Raw genomic sequence first — 19,548 nt, 5'->3', positions numbered from 1 at the left:
GTTCGCTAGCGGTGCCATTACTGACTAACGCCCTGCGTTTCCCCCCGTTATTTCCGTTTCGCTTTCTCACTGGTCATAAATCTGAAAACAAGCCTGTTTAACTTCGGTGCCATAAACCTCTGCGCACAAAAGGTGAATGATGTTTTCTGTTGATCAGCTTCTCGATACTTACTGGCCAGGCCATCACCCCGCGAACTGGCAAAAAAGCCTGTTGAAATGGGCGGTTCGCGAACATGAATTCCAATCTTTTGCTGACCGTTATCGCCACCTGAAAGGGGTGGATATGGTCGAGCAAGTACTGGAGCACCTGGATGTGCGCTGTGAATTAAGTGAACGCGATTTGGAGCAGATCCCGACCAGCGGTCCGGTGGTGATTGTCGCCAACCATCCGCTCGGTGCGCTGGACGGACTGGCGCTGCTGGCGGCCGTGTCTCAGGTGCGTCGTGATGTGAAAATCGTGGCAAACCGCATGCTGATGATGCTGGAGCCGATCAACAATCTGATGTTGCCGGTGGATAACATGGGCAACCGCACCAGTCGCGAACAGCTGACGCGCATGCAGCAGCATCTCGACAATCAGGGCGCACTGATTATCTTCCCGGCGGGTGAAGTGTCGCGCCTTTCGAGCCGTGGTGTGCGCGATAACCGCTGGCATCACAGCTTCCTGCGCCTGGCCGCCCGTGCTCGTGCGCCGATTGTTCCGGCACACGTCGTCGGACGTAATAGCCTTGCGTTCTATGCCGCCGCCAAAATCGCCTCACCGCTGGCGCTGCTGATGCTGGTGCGCGAGATGTTCCGCCAGCGTGGATCGCGCATCAAGCTGCACATTGGCGAGCAGATCCCGTTTGCCAACTGGCACGATGGCCACACGCCGGGCAAAGAGCTGGCGAAACGGCTGCGCAAGCACTTATATCGCATTGGTCAGGGCCGTCGTGGTCTGTTCCAGACTGAAGCGGCGATTGCGCGCCCGGAAGATCGTGCCGAACTGAAAAAAGCGCTGATGGAGAGTGAGCGTCTCGGCTCGCTGCCGGATGGCAAACAGATTTACCTGTGGCGTCGTAACGGCGCGACCTGGGTGCCGCTGCTGCGTGAACTCGGACGCCTGCGTGAAATCGCCTTCCGCGCGGTGGGCGAGGGCAGCGGTCGCCGCCGTGACCTCGATAAATACGATGACGATTACTATCACCTGATTCTGTGGGATGACGACGCGCTGGAGATTGTGGGCGCTTATCGCTTTATTCCGGGTGCCGAGCAGCTGGAGCGTCGTGGTCTGGAAGGCATCTACAGCGACAGCCTGTTCCACTACGACGAGCGCATGTTGCCGATCATCAATCAGGGCCTGGAGCTGGGTCGCAGCTTTATCCAGCCCGCCTACTGGGGCAAACGCGGCCTGGATTATCTGTGGATGGGCATTGGTGCCTATATCGCCAAATACCCGGAGACCCGTTACCTGTTCGGTCCGGTGTCGATCTCCGGCGGTATGCCGCTGGCGGCGCGCGATCTGCTGGTGGCGTTCTACCGCATGTACTTCCCGACTGAATTGCCGCTGGCAAAATCGCGCCGTCCTTATCCGGCCTCGCTGCCGGAGGTGCTGGCGCAGTTTACCGGTGATAACTATGCGGAAGACTTGCGTCGTCTGAAGCATCTGCTGGCGAACCTCGGCACCGCGATTCCCACGCTCTACAAGCAGTACTCGGAAGTGTGTGAACCGGGCGGGGTGCAGTTTATCGATTTCGGCAGCGATCCCGATTTCAACAACTGTATTGACGGGCTGGTGCTGGTGGACCTGTCACGCGTGAAGCCATCACGCTATGAGCGCTACATCGGCATGCATTTGCAGGTTGAAAGCGTCGAATAAGTAGCAGGGAGGCTTTAGGGCCTCCCGTTTTGTTTGAGCACGGAAACGTCAAATCGATGTCACGGGATCGTCATCTGATTGTCGTAGGGTTTTAGCCGGACTGTCAGATAAAGGCCAGAAACATGGCAACGATCATACTTCGCGGGTTAAGCAAAGCCTTTGCTGCCCAGCCGGTACTTCAGGATATCTCGCTGCAGATTGCGCAGGGAGAGTTCATCGCCGTTCTGGGTCCTTCGGGCTGCGGCAAAACCACCTTATTACGTCTGCTGGCGGGCTTTGAAACCGCTGATGCCGGTGAAATCCACGTCGGTGAGCGCTGCTTTGCTGCGCCGGGCGTGCACCTGCCGCCGGAAGATCGCCAGCTCGGCGTGGTGTTCCAGAGCTATGCGCTGTGGCCACATATGACGGTGGCGGAAAACGTCGCCTATAGCCTGAAAGTCAACGGCGTGGCGCGCCATGAGCGTGACAGCCGCACGCAGCAGGCGCTGGAACTGGTGGGATTAGAAAACTTTGCCTCGCGCCGTCCTTCCGATCTTTCCGGTGGACAGCGTCAGCGTGTGGCGTTAGCCCGCTGTCTGGTCGCTAAACCGATGCTGGTGCTGCTCGATGAGCCATTGGCCAACCTTGATGTGCACCTGCGCGCTACCATGGAAGAGGAGTTTCGACGCTTCCATCGCCACAGCCACGCCACCTTGCTCTACATCACCCACGATCAGCACGAAGCGATGGCGCTGGCCGACCGCATTGTCGTGATGGACAGCGGCCGCGTGATGCAGTTCGCCACGCCGCAAACCCTGTGGCGTGAACCGGCGAATGCAATGGTGGCGGGATTTATCGATGACGGCAAAGTGCTGCCGGTCAGCGATATCGAACCTACCGGCGAGGGCAAAGCGCTCGCCACGTTGTGCGGTCTGCGCGTCACCTTGCGCTGTGCACCGGATCAACGCCCGATGCCCCATGGCAAAGCCAGTTTTCATGCGGTGGATTTCCGTCTCGCTGAACCGGGTGAACCGCAGTTTGCGGCACGCGTGCAGCGGGTGATCTATCGCGGCAGCCATTACCAAATTGATGTTGCACCCATCGAGGCACCAGACCACAGCATCACGCTGCAGCTGGCCGATGCCGCTTTACCCGTTGTTGACGCGACCCTTGGTGTGGCGCTGCGCGACGGTTGGATTCTTCCTTCATAACGTTCAAACCTTAGGGAAATTGCTATGCGCACGTCTTTTAACGCTTTGATGTTAGCCAGTGGATTAGTGTTTGCCGCCACCAGCCACGCCGATGATGCCCCGTCCGGCAAGCTGGTGATTTACACCTCACAGGCACCGGAAATCGCGCAGCAAACCGTGGACGCGTTCAAAGCCGCGTACCCGAAAGTCGAAGTGGAGTGGACGCGTAACGGCACCACACAGCTGATGAACGTATTGCAGACCGAGATGATGAGCGGTGGCGCTAAGCCAGATGTGCTGCTGATTGCCGATGCCATCAACCTTGGCGCGTTGAAGAATCAGAACCAGCTCTACAGCTACAAAGATGCGCCACTGAGCCACATCAATCCGTCGTTCTACGACAAAGACAAAAGCTTCTTTGGCACCAAAATCATCGCCACGGTGATTGCTTATAACACCCAGCACGCACAGCCGATTGACAGCTGGAACGCGCTAGCGGTAGAGGCCAATAAAGGTCAGATCGCCATGCCAAGCCCGCTCTACTCTGGTGCGGCGCTGTACAAGCTGCACACCGATATCAACACGCCAACCATCGGATGGAACTTCTACAAGAAGCTGGCAGCGATTGGTGTGGCTCCGCAGGGCGGCAATGGCCCGGCGCTGAAAGCGGTGGCCAGCGGACTGGATAAGTACGGCATCATCACTGATGCTGACGTGATTCTGGCGAAGAAAAAAGGCTCGCCAGTCGATCTGGTGTACCCGAAAGAGGGCGTCTCTTACGTGACGGAGCCGGTAGCGATCATGAAGTCGGTGCACAACCTGCCCGCCGCTAAAGCCTTCGTAAACTTTATGCTGTCTGAGCAAGGCCAGAAGCTGGTGGTCGAGCAGGGTAACCGTCCGGTGGACGATCGTGTTTCTGCACCGGCCGGCTTTACGCCCATTAATAAAATCAAACTGCTGACCCCTGACGTGGCGAAAGCCATCAAGGAAGATGCCACGGTGCGCGATCAGTTCACCGCAATGTTTGGCGGCTAAGCATGAGCGTGGTGAGCAACGAATGGCGTAACGCGACGCGTGGCGGCCAACGCTGGCGTCTCAACAGCGAAAAGCTGATCCTGGCGCTGATGGTGCTGCTGATTGGTTTGCTGTCTGTCGCGCCGCTGCTGCGACTGGTGTGGACGGCGATTGCTCCTCAGGGCGTGCCGGACATGGCTCGGTTAACGCGCTTGGTAGCCAGCGACCGCGTGCTGATTGCCAGTGGCAATACGTTGCTCATCGCCTTTAGCTCGACCCTGATTTCGGTGCTGCTCGGCGCCGCCGCCGCCTGGCTGGTGGCGCTGAGCGATTTGCGCGCCAAAACCGCCTGGGTGTTTGCCTTTATCCTGCCGCTGATGATTCCGCCGCAGGTCACGGCGCTGGCGTGGCTGCAGGCGCTGGCACCGTCCAGCCCGTTAGCGCTGCTGTTTGGTTCGCTCGGCTTGCCGTGGTTTGCGCCCGGCGAACAGCCGCTCTATTCGCTGAGCGGCATCGTGCTGCTGCTCGGTACACACAACGCGCCACTGGTGTTTCTCACCGTGCGCGCGGGTTTACGTCGCTTACCGGCCGATTTAGTCGAAGCGGCACAGATTAGCGGCGCGTCCAGGATGCGCGTGCTGTTCACCATCATTCTGCCGCTGGCGCGTCCGGCGATCTTTGCCGGGGCCGCGCTGACCTTTGTCGCCGCTGCCGGTAACTTCGGTATTCAGGCGATGCTGGGTATTCCCGCCCGCGTGCCGACACTGATCACGCTGGTCTATCAGCAGCTCAACGGCATTGGTCCGAGCGCCTTACCCAATACCGCCGTTTACGCGCTGCTGATTGCCGTGATCACGCTGGCGGGTATGGCGGCCAGCGCCTGGCTCGGTGGGCGTCATGATGTGCGCGTCAACGGTGCGCCGCGCCTGTGGCAGCAAACGCTAGGGCGCGGGCGCATGGCGATTGAAGGTACCGCCTGGCTGTGGATGGTGCTGACGCTGCTGCTGCCGGTCAGTGCGCTGCTGATCACTGCACTCACCAGCGGATATGGTCAGGCACTCACCTGGCAAACGCTGACCCTGGAGAACTTCCGCAGCGCGCTATGGGGCTACCCAGCGGTGCGCCACGCCTTTATGACCAGCCTCGGGCTAACCACGCTGGCGGCGATGATTTTGACGTCCACCGCGCTGTTCCTGGCGTATTTCCTCAGCTGGCGACGGACCAAACTGGTGCGCGGCCTGTGGCTGGCCAGTGAACTCACCTATGCCTTGCCGGGCATTGTTACCGGTGTCGCCGCGATGCTGTTCTTCCTGCGGCCGCTGCCGATAATCAATGTGTCGCTGTATGGCACGGTGTGGATCATCCTCGCCGCGTATCTGGCGAACTTCCTTGCGCTGGTGCTGCGCCCGACCCTGGCAGGCTTCGCGCAACTGGAACCAGCGCTGGATGAGGCGGCACGCTTGTGCGGTGCCAGCTTTATGCGCCGCATGCGCGATATTTTACTGCCGCTGGCTGCGCCTTCTGCGCTGGCGGGCACGGTGCTGGTGTTCCTCACCGCACTGAATGAAATCCAGGTTTCGGTATTGCTGGTCACCTCGCAAACCCAAACCATCGGACCCACCATCGTGTTCCTCGACGAAGGGGGCTCCGCCTCGCTGGCGGCCGCGGTAGGCTGCCTAATGATTCTGGTCGTGTGTTTGCTGATGGGATTGGCAACGCGGCTGGCGCGGCGCCTGCCGCAAGGGGTTTTACCATGGCAAGCTTAACGGTTATCAGCGGTGTGGGCGGCAAGCTGCCCGCGGCCTTTTTGGTTGAGATGGAAGGCTATCGCCTGCTGTGGGATCTCGGCGCCGGTCCGCAACCCGGCGTGCGCCCGGATATCCGCGCCATTGGCCGGGTTGATGCGTTGTGTTTGACCCACTCGCACATTGATCACGCCGCCTCGCTCGACTGCTGGGCGCAAATCGGCTCACCGCCGGTCTACGCCACCGAGCAAACCTGGTTGCAGTTGGCTAACGTCGCGGTGCCGATGTATGCGCGACGTTTGTTACCGCTACGCGGGCAAACGGCCATTGGCCCGTTAAATCTGTTTACCGGCCGCAGCGGCCATTCACCGGGTTCGGTATGGTTCCATCTGCCGATTGCCGGTGGCATCACCTATATGGGCGACTGGAGCCGCGAAGCGCTGCTGTTGCCGTTTGACTGCCCGCCGCAGGCTAAGCTGTTGATCACTGATGCGTCCTACGGCGATCGCACGCAGCGTTTGTGCGATCAGATGGATGCACTGGGGATGGCCGCCACCCACGGCGCGGTGATTGCCGTGCCGGAACACGGACGCGGTCCGGAAGTGGCTTTACAGCTCACCGCACGGGGGCTGGCGGTTCAGCTCTGCCCGCAAATTCGCAGTGAGGTCGCGCAACTGCTGGCGATGGACAAACTGCCCGCCACCACGGCGCTGGGATTGGTGCGCTTGTTGAAACAGCCGCAGCCGGAACAATGGCGGCCTGCAGATGTCATTGTGGCGGCCGATGCGGTGGCCGACAGCGGCTTAGCCGCGCAGCTCAGTGCTCAGCCAGGCTTTAAGCTGATTTTCAGCAGTCACGTTGCGCCCGGCACACGCGCTGCGCGGCTGCTGGCCGAGCAGCAGGCACGCTGGCTGCCGTGGAACGTCCATCCGCCGCTTGACGATCAGCTATGGTTAATTGAGAAAACCGCTGCCCAGCGCGTGATCCCGGCCTTTATTGCGGCGGCAGAGTGCCCGATTTTAGCGACACGCGCGCCATTATGCTGGCAAGCGCATCTCCCCCTGCAATGCCATCTGGATAGTCCGCGTTTTCCCCAGGAGCAGCGTCAACGTAGCAGAATATATTGAGTATCCCTCTGAATGTTTTTTCGCCATTGCCGATAACCTGACTACCAACTTTTGTCTGTGGACGATTAACGCTTGTCAGCGCTGCGCTTTTGCGTTTAAGTCTCCACGGTAATTAAGATTTTTCTTAAGAAGCAATTAATACCAGGCCAGCAATAGGCGAACAACAATGAATAATAACTCTGACGTCATGTACCGGCTGCTGGTGCAGAGCGTGGTGGATTATGCCATTTACATGCTCAAACCCGATGGCACCGTCGCCAACTGGAATGCAGGAGCGCAACGCGCCAAAGGTTATACGCCGGACGAAATCGTCGGCAAAAATTTTGCGCTGTTTTACAGCGAAGAAGATCGTAAAAACGGTGCGCCGCAGCGCGGGCTTTCAATAGCGACAGCGGTGGGGCGCTTCGAAACCGAAGGCTGGCGTTATCGTAAAGATGGCAGCGCCTTCTGGGCACATGTGGTGATTGATGCGATTCGCGACGACTTCGGCGAACTGCTGGGCTTTGCCAAAATCACCCGCGACTGCACGGTTCAGCAAGAACAGCAGCGCAAACAGCAGGAACAGGAGCAACGTTTCCGTTTATTAGTTGAAGGCGTAACGGACTACGCCATCTACATGCTTGATCTCGACGGTAACGTCGAAAACTGGAATGCCGGCGCGCAGCGTGCCAAAGGTTACGTGGCCGAAGAGATTGTTGGTCAGAACTTCTCACGCTTCTACAGTGCGCAGGACCGCAAAAATCATATCCCTGAGAAAAACCTCAGCACCGCTTTCAAAACCGGGCGCTTTGAGGATGAAGGCTGGCGCTATCGTAAAGATGGCAGCGCGTTCTGGGCACATGTGATCATTGATGCCATCCGTGATGATGCGGGCAAGCTGATTGGCTACGCCAAAATCACCCGTGACTGCACCGAGCAGCGTGAGCTGCAGCGCAAACAGCAGGAGTACGAGAAAACTTTCCGTCTGTTGGTGGAAGGCGTGACCGATTACGCGATTTATATGCTCGATTTGCAGGGCCGTGTAGTGAACTGGAACGCCGGGGCACAGCGTGCCAAAGGCTATCTTTCCGAGGAGATTGTCGGCCAGCATTTTTCAGTGTTTTACGGTTCGCAGGAGCGCATCGCCAACACGCCGGAAGCCAACCTAGGTATCGCGCTGAAAACCGGTCGCTTCGAAGATGAAGGCTGGCGCTATCGTAAAGATGGCTCGGCGTTCTGGGCGCATGTGGTGATCGATGCTATCCATAATGAAGATGGCAAGATGATCGGCTTCGCCAAAATCACGCGTGATGTCACCGAGCGTCGTGAGAATGAACAGCAACTACTGCGCGCGCGGGATCTGGCGCAGGCGCAGAGCGCTAAGATGTCTGAGATGTCTGGTTTCCTCGATACCATCATCGCTAACATTCCGTCTTGCGTGATTGTGGAAGACGCCATCAGCCGCGAAATTTTGATGGTTAATGACAAAGCCGAGCAGCTGTTTGGCGTCAGTAAATCTTTGATTATGCACAAGCGTCCGCACGAGTGTATGTCGGCGGAGCTGAGCGACTATTTCAACAGCCTGGCGGATATCGCGCTGCGCAGCGAAGGCATCCATTCACGCGAGCAGCTGCTGCTGACCGCAGGCGGTGATCGTATTCTGCATACCCGCGCCACCACCATCAGTGGCAAAGATATGCGTCAGAACTACGTGATGCTGATTGTTGAGGACGTTACCGATCAGCGTGAAGCCGATGCGCGTATTCACCACATGGCGCACCACGATAACCTTACCAGCCTGCCAAACCGTATTCTGTTCCGGCAGAAGCTGAGTGAAGCGCTGCGTCAGGATAATCATCACCATGCGTTGAGCGCCACGCTGTGCCTCGATCTTGATAACTTCAAGAACGTTAACGATGCGCTGGGCCATCAGATTGGAGACGATCTGCTGCGCGTGGTGGCAAAACGCTTGCGCAGTGTGCTGCGCGATCACGACACGCTGGCACGTATTGGCGGCGATGAGTTTGCTATCGTGCTGCCGAATATCAATAACGCGCAGGAAGCGGCGGTGGTGGCTCAACGCCTTATCGAAGCGATCCGTCCGCCGATCAACGTTGAAGGGCACAATCTTTCCGTTGGGCTGAGCGTGGGCATTGCGTTGACGTCACAGGTCACCAACACGCCGGAGCACATGCTGCGCTGTGCGGATATGGCGTTGTACGAAGCCAAACGCAACGGACGTAACCGCTATGAACACTTCACCATGGAAATGGATGATGTGGCGCGCAGTCGCCGCGTGATTGAAAACGATCTGCGTGAGGCCATCACCGGGCGTCAGCTGAAACTCTACTATCAGCCGATCACCAATGAGGACGAAATCATTGGTTATGAAGCGCTGATGCGCTGGCACCATCCGGTTAAGGGCTTGATCATGCCAAATGATTTCATCCCGATTGCTGAAGAGACCGGACTGATCCACATGCTGGGCGCTTATGCACTGTATGAAGCCTGCCGCGAGGCGCAGAGTTGGGGCACCGAGCAGTCGGTGTCGGTGAACCTGTCGCCGCTGCAGTTCAAGAACAGCTCGCTGGTGTCGGTGGTGGAAGGCGCGTTGCGCGAATCCGGGCTGGCCCCGCATCGCCTCGAGGTGGAGATCACGGAATCGGTACTGCTGGATGACACCCTGGGCAATATCCGCACTCTGCAAAGTCTGAAGGCGATTGGCGTGCAGATTGCGCTGGATGATTTCGGCACTGGCTACTCATCGCTGAGTTATCTGCGATCTTTCCCGTTCGACAAGATCAAAATCGACAAGTCGTTTATCAACGATATGGGTGACAGTCGCGAAGCGTTGGCGATTATCCGGGCGATCACCGGCATGAGCCGCAGTCTGGATATTCAGATCACCGCCGAAGGGGTGGAGAGCAGCGAGCAGTTCGCCAAGCTGCGTGAAGAGGGTTGTACCTTGTTCCAGGGCTATTTCTTTGGCCGCCCGCAGCCTTCAGAACTGCGTCTGAAAGAGCTGGAGTAAGCGGTCGCCATGTATGGCGATGCGACAACGCAGGGGGGCATTGATGCGCCCCTGGTTGAGTCTATGTTCCTGATCGTTTGTACGCTCGTCGCCATCTAAGCGTACGATTTCAGCATAAAAAAACGCCCGACATTGCCGGGCGTGGTGTTTTCAGCTGTGTGTCGTCTTTATTATGACTGGCCGTGGCCTTCGACGTTCATGCGCCCCAGGTCTTTGTCCACAAGGAACAGGCCTTCGCCTTTGTTGCCCACCAGCGCCAGTTTATCCAGTACGGTTTTGAACAGCTTCTCTTCTTCGTGCTGCTCAGCCACATACCACTGCAGGAAGTTGAAGGTTGAGTAGTCCTGAGACATCAACGCGGTGTGTACCAGGTCGTTGATGCGCTGCGTGATCAGCTGCTCATGCTTCAGCGCTTCTTCCAGCACGTCATTCAGTGAGTTCCAGCTAACGGCAGGGGCGGCAATGCTGCCCAGCACCGGCAGAGAACCGGCATCGCTAACGTAATCGAACAGGCGCTGCATGTGTTCCATCTCTTCGCGAGAATGCATCTTCAGGAAAGCGGCAGCACCTTCAAAACCTTTGTCGCTGCACCATGCGCTCATCTGCAGATACAGGTTGGCAGAGAAGAATTCGAGGTTCAGTTGATCGTTCAGGCGAGAGGTCATTTCAGCAGTTAACATGGCTGAGTCCTTTTTAATTTGTCAGGTGAAGTACGGTGAATTATGCATCAATCTATACTTTTTTGTGAAGGCTTTTTCAGCAAAAAGTTGAAATTATCTTATTGATTGTAAATGGAATTATTTCATTTATTGAATGCGAAGAGTTCTCAGGTTTGACTCATTTTCATTCACCCTGGATTGATTATAGCCGTACATCGGCGGATGCTGTGATGAGCCTTTACTTGTCAGGAGCTTAGCGGTGTCGAACGTATTAGATCATTACCATTACCTGCATGAAATCCCGGAACTGGGATTCGAAGAATTCAAAACTTCCGCCTATATCGCCGACCAGCTTGAGCAGGCTGGCATCAGCGTGACGCGCGGCATTAATCACACCACCGGCATCGTGGCGGAAATTGACAGCGGCGTGCCGGGTCCGGTACTGGCGCTACGTGCAGATATGGATGCACTCGGCCACATCATTAACGGCGTCGCCTGTGCACGCCATACCTGCGGCCACGATGGGCACTCTTCGGTGGTGCTGACGGCGGCACAGGAGTTGCTGAAAGAGGGTGCGATCAAGCGCGGCAAGCTTAAGCTGCTGTTCCAGCCTGCGGAAGAACTCGGTGCAGGTGCGTTATCGATGATTGAGGGCGGTGCGCTGGAGGATGTCGAGATGATCCTCGGTTTCCATGTGCGTCCACTGGAAGAGTGCCATGTCGGACAAGCCACGCCAGCCGTGCTCTATTCGGCGTGCAGTACGCTGGAAGCGACAATTAAAGGTGTGCCTGCTCATGCCGCGCGCCCACATTTGGGTGTCAATGCGCTGGATGCCGCAGTACAAGCGGTACAGGCGGTGAACAGTATCCATCTGGCGCCGGGTCTGACATGGAGCGTGAAAGCCACCCGCTTCCTGTGTGATGCCGGTGTCACCAACTCCGTGCCGGATGAGGCGCGCGTGGTGTGGGATCTGCGTTCGCAGGAGAACGCACCGATGGAGGTGCTGAAACAGAAAGTGACGCAGGCGATTCAGCACAGCGTGGCTGCATTGGGTGCGAGCGCTGAAGTGGTGGTACTGAAAGAGATGCCCGCCGCAGAAATCCACGAGGAAGCCACGGCAGTGATCCGGGCAGCGATCGTCGATGTACTGGGGGAAGAAGGACTGCTCGACACCAAATCCACGCCAGGCAGTGAAGACTTCTTCTACTACCCGGTGAAAAGACCGCAGGTGAAAGCCGGTTTCTGGGGGCTGGGTACCAATCTGGTGCCGGGACTGCATCATCCTGATATGCGTTTTGAACTGAGTTCGCTGGAGATTGGGGTGAAGATCTTTAAGGCGGCAGTGGTGCGCATATTGGGTTAGTCGTGTGTCGTTTCCCACACCCCAGCCTCTCCCGCAAATGGGCGAGGCTGTAACCCTGAATGAAAGCCTCGCTCGAGCAGTCTCTTCTTATCGCCTGCAGGAAAGCGGCAGGGCGAGGGTGTACACAGGTTCCATCCCGCGATTTCCCCACCTGCTGAAATATTGTATGCTATGCCGCCTTAATGCTGACTGGATAACCGGACTGCCGCCAATGTAGATCGCGCACATCTTGCTGTGAACTGACACCACTGCGTCACCATGGGTTCCGTTATCCCCCGGCTTTGCCCGGAACGATTTATTCGCAGCGCGCCGCCCGCGCGTTGCCCTTGAAGAAGAATTCACACATGTCTATTGCTTCCTTTTTAGATGAAGTGGCGCGCCGCCGTACGTTTGCGATCATCTCGCACCCGGATGCCGGTAAAACCACCATTACCGAAAAAGTGCTGCTGTTCGGGCAGGCGATCCAAACCGCCGGTACCGTCAAAGGCCGCGGCTCCAGCCAGCATGCTAAATCTGACTGGATGGAGATGGAGAAACAACGTGGTATCTCCATCACCACCTCGGTGATGCAATTCCCCTATCGCGACAGTCTGGTGAACCTGCTGGATACCCCAGGGCACGAAGACTTCTCTGAAGATACCTACCGTACGCTGACGGCGGTTGACTGCTGTTTGATGGTGATCGATGCCGCGAAAGGTGTTGAAGATCGTACCCGTAAGCTGATGGAAGTGACCCGTCTGCGCGATACGCCGATCATCACCTTTATGAACAAACTTGACCGTGACATCCGCGATCCGATGGAACTGCTGGATGAAGTTGAGAGCGAGCTGAAGATTGCCTGCGCGCCAATCACCTGGCCGATTGGCTGCGGTAAGCTGTTCAAGGGCGTGTATCACCTCTACAAAGATGAAACTTACCTGTATCAAACCGGTAAGGGCCATACCATTCAGGATGTGCGCATTGTCAAAGGTCTGGCGAACCCGGATCTCGACGCGGCGGTGGGTGAAGACCTGGCACAACAACTGCGTGATGAGCTGGAACTGGTACAGGGCGCGTCCCACGAGTTCGATCAGGAGCTGTTCCTGAGCGGTGAAATTACCCCGGTGTTCTTCGGCACCGCACTGGGTAACTTCGGCGTCGATCATATGCTCGATGGCTTAGTGGCCTGGGCACCGACGCCGATGCCACGTAAAACCGATGCGCGTCTGGTGGAATCCAGCGAGGAGAAATTCAGCGGCTTCGTGTTTAAGATCCAGGCGAATATGGATCCGAAACACCGTGACCGTGTTGCCTTCATGCGTGTGGTTTCTGGCAAGTACGAGAAAGGCATGAAGCTGCGCCAGGTGCGTACTGGCAAAGACGTGGTGATTTCGGATGCGTTGACCTTCATGGCCGGCGACCGTTCGCACGTAGAAGAAGCTTTCCCTGGCGATATCATCGGCTTGCACAACCACGGCACCATTCAAATCGGCGACACCTTTACCCAGGGTGAAAACATGAAGTTCACCGGTATTCCGAACTTCGCGCCGGAACTGTTCCGTCGTATCCGTCTGCGCGATCCGCTGAAGCAGAAACAGCTGCTGAAAGGTCTGGTTCAGCTGTCGGAAGAGGGCGCGGTGCAGGTGTTCCGTCCGGTCCACAACAACGATCTGATTGTGGGTGCGGTTGGTGTGCTGCAGTTCGAAGTGGTCGTGGCGCGTCTGAAAAGCGAATACAACGTCGAAGCGATATATGAAGCCATCAACGTCTCAACCGCCCGTTGGGTGGAGTGCAGCGATGCGAAGAAATTCGACGATTTCCAACGCAAAAACGAAGTGAACCTGGCGCTGGATGGCGGTGATAACCTCACTTACATCGCCCCAACTATGGTAAACCTCAACATCACGCAGGAACGCTATCCTGACGTGAAGTTCCGCAAAACGCGCGAGCATTAATCCCGCATCACAACAGGGCCAGTGATTTTACTGGCCCTATTTTTATCCTACAGACTCCTCCTAATTGCGCTGCGTTTATCGCTTTTTGGCGAGATATCAACCACAAAAGCCAGCAAAACCTGTAATCCCTACTATGATTATCCTGTCGGACGAGAAAAGAGACCTCTGGTTTCATTACGTCTATGAATGCAGCAACGCCGTTTGTTGCTGGCGCATTCGCAGTTGCGAGTGAGTTAACTGATAGAAGGATGATATCGATGAATAAGACTAAGATTGCTAAAACCCTGATTGCCGCTCTGGCTACCACTGCTCTGTTGGGCGGCGCAGCCTTCGCTGCGGACACCAGCAGCACGGGTTCTAAAATCGATAGTTCTATGAAAAAAGTCGATGGTTTTATGGATGACAGCGGCATCACTGCTAAAGCCAAAGCGGCGCTGGTGGATGATGAAGCGATTAAAAGTACGGATATCTCAGTAAAAACGCATCAGGGCGTGGTCACGCTGAGCGGCTTTGTCGCTTCGCAGGATCAGGCGGAAAAAGCCGTGGCGCTGGTGCAAAAAGTTGAGGGTGTGAAATCCGTCAGTGACAAACTGCACGTTAAAGACAGCAAAGAGACCACACTGAAAGGTTATGCGGGGGATACCGCAACCACCAGTGAAATCAAAGCTAAGCTTTTAGCAGATGACATTGTGCCATCGCGCAACGTGAAGGTGGAAACCACCGATGGCGTGGTGCAGTTATCAGGAGAAGTGGCGAACCAGGCACAGTCCGATCGTGCTGAGAAAATCGCCAAAGCCATTGAAGGCGTCAAAAGCGTGAAGAATGACCTGAAGGTGAAATCTTAACGCGAGCGAAGCGGCACTGTTTCGGTGCCGTTTCGTAATAAAAACAATGTTGTATGAATAAGCAGTTCGATTTTCACTACGGTAAGGAGAGGCTTATGTTTCGTTGGGGTATTATCTTTCTCGTCATCGCTCTGATTGCTGCAGCGTTAGGTTTCGGCGGTCTGGCGGGTACGGCAGCATGGGCAGCTAAAATTGTCTTCATTGTCGGTATTATTCTGTTCCTCGTAAGCCTGTTTACCGGGCGTAAACGACCCTGACCGATTGCGTTAACACAACGCTAACCCGCGAGTCACTAAAGCGGAGACCAGTCATTTGCGGCATAATAGTTAGCCGCACCGATTGCACGATGCAATAGGTCAGGGAATGACAATGACTGGTTCTCCGGGATGCTGCCGTCAGCGGCTCCCTCAGAGCAGGAAAACTGAGGGACATCCATTGGGAATACGCATCCCGGTGTCACTGGACACCTTTGAGCCCCTGGCGCTCACCCCATTTAAATCCAAAAAAATTGCCCTGGTCTGCGAAGGCGGCGGTCAACGCGGCATCTTCACCGCAGGCGTGCTGGATGAGTTTCAACGTGCCGGTTTTAACCCGTTTCAATTGATGCTGGGCACCTCCGCAGGAGCACAAAACCTGTCTGCGTTTGTTTGCGCCCAACCGGGCTACGCGCGCCGCGTCATCACGCGTTATACCACCAGCAAACTGTTTTTTGATCCGTTGCGCTTTGTGCGCGGTGGCCATCTTATCGATCTCGACTGGCTGATCGACATCACCAAACAAGAATTTCCCTTGTCGCTGAGCACCGCCGAAGGGCTGTTTGCCAAAGGCAGCGAGTTCTATATGTGCGCCTGTCGCGGTGACGATTATCGTGCCGAATATTTCAATCCTACCAGCCTGAACTGGCATGACGTGATCAAAGCTTCCAGCGCCATTCCGGGGTTCTATCGCAGCGGCGTACTGATGGATGGGGTGAACTATCTGGATGGCGGCATTAGCGATGCCATTCCGGTGCGTGAAGCGGCACGACGCGGTGCCGATACCATTGTGGTGATCCGCACCGTGCCATCACAAATGTCTTACACGCCTAAATGGTTCAAACGTATGGAGCGCTGGCTGGGTGACAGCGCACTGCAGCCGATGATCAACATCCTGCATCACCATGAAGAGAGCTATCGTGAGATTCAGCAGTTTATCGAACAGCCGCCAGACGACCTGCGCATCATTGAAATTTACCCGCCGAAACCGCTGGCGAGTATGGCGCTGGGCAGCCGTTTGGCTTCACTGAATCAGGATTACCATTTAGGACGCCGCAGCGGCCGCTATTTCCTCGCGACGCTAGGTCAATGGCTGAGCGATGCCGAACCGTTCCTGCGCCAGACTACCGTGACACCACCTGCCGCCGTGGCGAATGCACCAGACAATCGCGCCGTGCATACGCCGCCGCTGGCGGATAATGATGCCGATTTTGATGCAGGATCGCTGGCATGAGATTTATCGACACCCACTGCCATTTCGATTTCCCGCCTTTTGTCGATGACGCCGCAGGCAGCATCGCCCGTGCGGCGCAGTCGGGTGTGGAACGCATTATTGTGCCGAGCGTCGATGCCAGCCGCTTTGCACTGGTCAGCCAGTTGGCGCAACAGCACGTGGCGCTGTATGCCGCATTAGGGCTGCATCCGATCAATATTGCCGAGCATCAGGATGCGCATCTGGATCAGCTGGAACAGTGGTTGAAAACGCCTGATAGTAAACGCGTGGCGATCGGCGAGATTGGCCTCGATCTGTATATGCAGGACGCGCAATTTGATAAGCAGACGCGATTACTGGATGCACAGCTTAAACTGGCGAAAAAATACGATTTGCCTGTGATCCTGCATTCACGTCGCACCCACGATCAGCTGGCGCTGCATTTGCGTCGCCATGATTTACCGCGCCGTGGCGTGGTACACGGTTTTGCTGGCAGCCAGCAGCAGGCGGAACGTTTTATCCAGCTTGGCTATGCGATCGGCGTGGGCGGCACCATCACCTATGAACGCGCCAGTAAAACCCGCAACACTATTGCTAATCTGCCGCTCACCTCACTGTTACTGGAAACCGATGCGCCTGATATGCCGTTGCAGGGTTATCAGGGGCAGCCCAACCGTCCTGAGCGCGCGCGTAACGTGTTTGATGTGCTGTGTCAGTTGCGCAGTGAATCGCCCGATATCATTGCTGATACGCTGTGGCAGAACAGCCTGCGCGTGTTTGCCCTGCCTGCCTGACCTCCTCCCGACACAATCTGGATTTCCCGCGGTTTTGGCGGGTATTGGCTACAGTAATAAAATCGGCATTACCCTTTTCTGCTCTTTTTTGTGATAATATTCACAATCTGTATTGCGCCTGAAACGGGTGTGCTGGCGGTTATTTGTGATTTAAATCACTAAATAATTGTATTCATATGACGAATTTTCTTTTTCATGTGACATGAAGCGCAATTCATTCAGGTGTGGTTTGTTAGAATTATCACATTATCCGGTGGGCGTCGTCTGCCGGTCACCTTTTGGAGAGCATCATGACCGATCTTAAAGCGGCTGCACAACGCGCCCTGCAACTGATGGATTTGACCACCCTGAACGACGATGACACCGATGAGAAGGTGATCGCGCTGTGTCATCAGGCGAAGTCGCCAGCCGGTAACACTGCGGCCATTTGCATCTATCCACGTTTCATCCCTGCGGCACGTAAAGCACTGCGCGAGCAGGGCACGCCTGATATTCGCATCGCCACGGTCACCAACTTCCCGCACGGCAACGATGACGTTGAGATCGCGCTGGCAGAAACCCGTGCGGCGATTGCATACGGTGCAGACGAAGTGGATGTGGTCTTCCCGTATCGCGCGCTGATTGCCGGTAATCGCGACATCGGTTTTACGCTGGTGAAAGCCTGTAAAGAAGCCTGCGCCGCTGCCAACGTGCTGCTGAAAGTGATCATCGAAACCGGTGAACTGAAAGAAGAAGCGCTGATTCGCGCCGCTTCTGAAATCGCTATCGATGCCGGTGCGGATTTCATCAAAACCTCAACCGGTAAAGTGCCGGTTAACGCCACGCCAGAAGTGGCGGCGATCATGATGCAGGTGATTCACGATAAAGGCGTGCAGCAGCAGGTGGGCTTCAAGCCTGCGGGCGGCGTGCGCACGGCGGAAGATGCCGCGATCTATCTGAAACTGGCGGATGACATTCTGGGCGAAGGCTGGGCGGATGCGCGCCACTTCCGCTTTGGTGCTTCAAGCCTGCTGGCGAGCCTGCTGAATACGCTGGGCCACGCGACAGCGACCAGCAAAGCGGGCTACTGATCCCAGCCTCAGGGTCGCCATCAATGGCGACCCAAATAATGTTTGGTGCATTTCACAGCAATCTCCCGGGGAGGCAACCTTGTTCCTGCCACAAGAAATTATTCGAAAAAAACGCGACGGCCAGCCACTGAGCGAAGCGGAGATCCGTTTCTTTATCAATGGCGTGCGCGACAACAGCGTATCAGAAGGTCAGATTGCCGCGCTGGCAATGACCATCTACTTCCACGATATGAATCTTGAAGAGCGCGTGGCGCTGACCATGGCGATGCGCGATTCCGGCTCGGTGCTCAACTGGAAGTCGTTGAACCTCAACGGCCCGATTGTTGATAAGCACTCCACCGGCGGCGTGGGCGATGTGACTTCGCTGATGCTCGGCCCGATGGTGGCAGCATGTGGCGGTTATGTCCCGATGATCTCCGGGCGCGGCCTCGGCCACACCGGCGGCACGCTGGATAAGCTGGAAGCGATCCCCGGTTTCGATATCTTCCCGAGCGACGATCGTTTCCGCCAGATCATCAAGGATGTCGGTATCGCGATTATCGGCCAGACCAACTCACTGGCCCCCGCCGATAAACGTTTATACGCCACGCGTGATATCACCGCTACCGTTGACTCGATCCCGCTGATCACCGCATCGATCCTTGCCAAGAAACTGGCGGAAGGATTGGATGCGCTGGTGATGGATGTGAAAGTCGGTTCCGGTGCTTTTATGCCGACCTTCGAGGCTTCCGAAAACCTGGCGCAGGCGATTGTTGGCGTGGCGAACGGCGCGGGCTGCAAAACCACTGCGCTGCTCACTGATATGAATCAGGTGCTGGCATCCACCGCCGGTAATGCGCTGGAAGTCCGCGAAGCAGTGCAGTTCCTCACCGGCGAGGCGCGCAACCCGCGCTTGCTGGAAGTGACCATGGCGCTGTGCTCGGAAATGCTGATCTCCGGCAAGCTGGCCGACAACGACGCCGAAGCACGACAGAAATTGCAGAACGTGCTGGATAACGGTAAAGCGGCGGAAGTGTTCGCGCGCATGGTGGCGGCGCAGAATGGTCCGGTGGATTTCATCGAGCGGATGGACAGCTATCTGCCTGCCCCGACCCTGAGCAAAGCGGTGTATGCCGATCGCGCCGGGATTGTCAGCGCCATGGATACCCGTGCGCTGGGCATGGCAGTGGTGTCGCTGGGTGGGGGGCGTCAGCGTGCCAGCGACAGCATTGATTACAGCGTGGGCTTAAGTGACATGACCACGCTCGGCACGCAGGTTGATGCACAGCGCCCGCTGGCGGTGATTCATGCCGCGTCGGAAGCGCAGTGGCAGCAGGCTGCGGAAGCGGTCAAAGCAGCTATCACGTTGAGTGATAGCGCGCCTGCGGAAACGCCGGTGGTCTATCGCCGCGTCAGCGAGTAACGCTTCTTCGTGCCAGGCAGCGGCCATTCGGGTATACTGATCTGATCGCTTTTTTTTGACTTGTCATCGCGCCATTGCGCAGGAGACTTGC

The 19,548-nt window shown here is 56.6% G+C and carries 15 protein-coding genes; 14 read left to right on the top strand and 1 reads right to left on the bottom strand.

The window, feature by feature from the left end; all coding sequences use genetic code 11:
• Nucleotides 1-139 precede the first annotated feature (139 nt).
• The 6 genes from CRO33_RS10545 to CRO33_RS10520 all read left to right on the top strand — a co-directional run bounded on the left by CRO33_RS10545 (nucleotide 140) and on the right by CRO33_RS10520 (nucleotide 9,923).
• Nucleotides 140-1,858 (top strand): lysophospholipid acyltransferase family protein, encoded by a 1,719-nt coding sequence (locus tag CRO33_RS10545; RefSeq protein ID WP_097118117.1) that lies wholly within the window; start codon nucleotides 140-142, stop codon nucleotides 1,856-1,858.
• A 122-nt stretch (nucleotides 1,859-1,980) separates the two neighbouring features.
• Nucleotides 1,981-3,048 (top strand): ABC transporter ATP-binding protein, encoded by a 1,068-nt coding sequence (locus tag CRO33_RS10540; RefSeq protein ID WP_097118116.1) that lies wholly within the window; start codon nucleotides 1,981-1,983, stop codon nucleotides 3,046-3,048.
• Nucleotides 3,049-3,072: 24 nt separating this feature from the next.
• Nucleotides 3,073-4,062: an ABC transporter substrate-binding protein gene (locus CRO33_RS10535; protein ID WP_097118115.1), complete on the top strand. Its 990-nt coding sequence runs from the start codon at nucleotides 3,073-3,075 to the stop codon at nucleotides 4,060-4,062.
• A 2-nt stretch (nucleotides 4,063-4,064) separates the two neighbouring features.
• Entirely contained in the window at nucleotides 4,065-5,807 is a 1,743-nt protein-coding gene (locus CRO33_RS10530; RefSeq protein WP_097118114.1) for an ABC transporter permease, read from the top strand.
• The gene (locus CRO33_RS10525; RefSeq protein ID WP_097118113.1) at nucleotides 5,795-6,913 is read left to right on the top strand and encodes an MBL fold metallo-hydrolase; all 1,119 of its coding nucleotides are present in this window, start codon (nucleotides 5,795-5,797) and stop codon (nucleotides 6,911-6,913) included. The genes CRO33_RS10530 and CRO33_RS10525 overlap by 13 nt, the downstream gene beginning before the upstream one ends.
• A gap of 166 nt (nucleotides 6,914-7,079) precedes the next feature.
• A complete protein-coding gene (locus CRO33_RS10520; RefSeq protein ID WP_097118112.1) occupies nucleotides 7,080-9,923 on the top strand; it encodes a sensor domain-containing protein in 2,844 nt (947 codons plus the stop codon).
• 170 nt (nucleotides 9,924-10,093) lie between these two features.
• Here CRO33_RS10520 and ftnA read toward each other — a convergent pair whose 3' ends face one another.
• Complete coding sequence (gene ftnA, locus CRO33_RS10515) at nucleotides 10,094-10,603, bottom strand: non-heme ferritin (RefSeq protein WP_097118111.1); 510 nt, start codon at nucleotides 10,601-10,603, stop codon at nucleotides 10,094-10,096.
• Nucleotides 10,604-10,841: 238 nt separating this feature from the next.
• Between ftnA and CRO33_RS10510 the strand changes: the two genes are divergently transcribed.
• From CRO33_RS10510 to deoA, 8 genes are all read left to right on the top strand, one after another.
• Complete coding sequence (locus CRO33_RS10510; protein ID WP_097118110.1) at nucleotides 10,842-11,945, top strand: M20 peptidase aminoacylase family protein; 1,104 nt, start codon at nucleotides 10,842-10,844, stop codon at nucleotides 11,943-11,945.
• Nucleotides 11,946-12,289: 344 nt separating this feature from the next.
• Nucleotides 12,290-13,879 (top strand): peptide chain release factor 3, encoded by a 1,590-nt coding sequence (prfC, locus tag CRO33_RS10505; RefSeq protein ID WP_058959205.1) that lies wholly within the window; start codon nucleotides 12,290-12,292, stop codon nucleotides 13,877-13,879.
• Between the two features lie 257 nt (nucleotides 13,880-14,136).
• The gene (gene osmY / locus CRO33_RS10500) at nucleotides 14,137-14,724 is read left to right on the top strand and encodes a molecular chaperone OsmY (protein WP_097118109.1); all 588 of its coding nucleotides are present in this window, start codon (nucleotides 14,137-14,139) and stop codon (nucleotides 14,722-14,724) included.
• Between the two features lie 95 nt (nucleotides 14,725-14,819).
• Complete coding sequence (locus CRO33_RS10495) at nucleotides 14,820-14,981, top strand: DUF1328 domain-containing protein (RefSeq protein WP_007893192.1); 162 nt, start codon at nucleotides 14,820-14,822, stop codon at nucleotides 14,979-14,981.
• A gap of 178 nt (nucleotides 14,982-15,159) precedes the next feature.
• Entirely contained in the window at nucleotides 15,160-16,212 is a 1,053-nt protein-coding gene (locus CRO33_RS10490; protein ID WP_058959207.1) for a patatin-like phospholipase family protein, read from the top strand.
• Complete coding sequence (locus CRO33_RS10485; RefSeq protein WP_097118108.1) at nucleotides 16,209-16,985, top strand: TatD family hydrolase; 777 nt, start codon at nucleotides 16,209-16,211, stop codon at nucleotides 16,983-16,985. Before CRO33_RS10490 ends, CRO33_RS10485 begins: the two co-directional genes overlap by 4 nt.
• 290 nt (nucleotides 16,986-17,275) lie before the next feature.
• Nucleotides 17,276-18,055, top strand: a complete 780-nt coding sequence (deoC, locus tag CRO33_RS10480; protein ID WP_097118107.1) for a deoxyribose-phosphate aldolase — start codon at nucleotides 17,276-17,278, stop codon at nucleotides 18,053-18,055.
• A gap of 79 nt (nucleotides 18,056-18,134) precedes the next feature.
• Nucleotides 18,135-19,457 (top strand): thymidine phosphorylase, encoded by a 1,323-nt coding sequence (deoA, locus tag CRO33_RS10475; RefSeq protein WP_097118106.1) that lies wholly within the window; start codon nucleotides 18,135-18,137, stop codon nucleotides 19,455-19,457.
• The last annotated feature ends 91 nt before the right edge of the window (nucleotides 19,458-19,548 follow it).

The sequence above is a fragment of the Pantoea sp. GL120224-02 genome (assembly GCF_900215395.1).
In the GTDB taxonomy this organism is placed as follows: domain Bacteria; phylum Pseudomonadota; class Gammaproteobacteria; order Enterobacterales; family Enterobacteriaceae; genus Pantoea; species Pantoea communis.
Note: the sequence above shows the minus strand (reverse complement) of the source record. Positions and strands in the feature narration are given on the sequence as shown.

Bases quoted from the DNA above. Each gene is read 5' to 3' on its own strand.
- CRO33_RS10545 (WP_097118117.1), top strand. From the start codon at position 140: ATGTTTTCTGTTGATCAGCTTCTCGATACTTACTGGCCAGGCCATCAC.
- CRO33_RS10540 (WP_097118116.1), top strand. From the start codon at position 1,981: ATGGCAACGATCATACTTCGCGGGTTAAGCAAAGCCTTTGCTGCCCAG.
- CRO33_RS10535 (WP_097118115.1), top strand. From the start codon at position 3,073: ATGCGCACGTCTTTTAACGCTTTGATGTTAGCCAGTGGATTAGTGTTT.
- CRO33_RS10530 (WP_097118114.1), top strand. From the start codon at position 4,065: ATGAGCGTGGTGAGCAACGAATGGCGTAACGCGACGCGTGGCGGCCAA.
- CRO33_RS10525 (WP_097118113.1), top strand. From the start codon at position 5,795: ATGGCAAGCTTAACGGTTATCAGCGGTGTGGGCGGCAAGCTGCCCGCG.
- CRO33_RS10520 (WP_097118112.1), top strand. From the start codon at position 7,080: ATGAATAATAACTCTGACGTCATGTACCGGCTGCTGGTGCAGAGCGTG.
- ftnA (WP_097118111.1), bottom strand. From the start codon at position 10,603: ATGTTAACTGCTGAAATGACCTCTCGCCTGAACGATCAACTGAACCTC.
- prfC (WP_058959205.1), top strand. From the start codon at position 12,290: ATGTCTATTGCTTCCTTTTTAGATGAAGTGGCGCGCCGCCGTACGTTT.
- osmY (WP_097118109.1), top strand. From the start codon at position 14,137: ATGAATAAGACTAAGATTGCTAAAACCCTGATTGCCGCTCTGGCTACC.
- CRO33_RS10495 (WP_007893192.1), top strand. From the start codon at position 14,820: ATGTTTCGTTGGGGTATTATCTTTCTCGTCATCGCTCTGATTGCTGCA.
- CRO33_RS10485 (WP_097118108.1), top strand. From the start codon at position 16,209: ATGAGATTTATCGACACCCACTGCCATTTCGATTTCCCGCCTTTTGTC.
- deoC (WP_097118107.1), top strand. From the start codon at position 17,276: ATGACCGATCTTAAAGCGGCTGCACAACGCGCCCTGCAACTGATGGAT.